Genomic DNA, 515 nt, shown 5'->3' on the forward strand with positions numbered 1-515 from the left:
GGTGACGTCGCGCAGGGTCGCCACCGTGCCGCGCCGCTCCCCGCCCGACACCGGGGAGGTGTTCACCACCAGGACCCGGTCGGCCGCCAGGTGCACCTCGTCCACCCTCGGCTCCGACGCCAGCAGCGCCCCGGTCAGCGGGGCGGGCAGGCCGAGCTCGGCCACCGACCGCCCCACCACGTCGCCGTCCACGCCCAGCAGCTCGCGCCCGCCGTCGTTGATGAGCGCCACCCGGAACTGGCCGTCCAGCATCAGCAGGCCCTCGCGCACGGCCCCCGATCCTCTGCGTCGCCGTCACCGCACTCGTGCACCACGGCAACGCCCCCAAGGCCGAACACTTCATCACCATGCCCAGCATGCCCGCCATCTGCCTCGACGACCTGAGCCGGGACGGCGTGCGCGACCTGTTCTCCGCCGTGCTCAACCGCGACCCCGATCCCGACGTCGTCCGGACGCTCCACGAGGCCACCGGCGGCAACCCCTTCTTCCTCAGCGAACTCCTCACCGAGTTCCGG

The 515-nt window shown here is 73.2% G+C and carries 1 pseudogene; it reads right to left on the bottom strand.

Annotated features, from left to right (window positions below):
* Positions 1–273 (bottom strand): annotated as a pseudogene (locus SZN_RS37325) (PAS domain-containing protein); the annotation flags it as partial.
* Positions 274–515 lie beyond the last annotated feature (242 nt).

Origin of the sequence: Streptomyces zinciresistens K42 (assembly GCF_000225525.1) — a bacterium.
Taxonomy (GTDB): Bacteria; Actinomycetota; Actinomycetes; order Streptomycetales; family Streptomycetaceae; genus Streptomyces; species Streptomyces zinciresistens.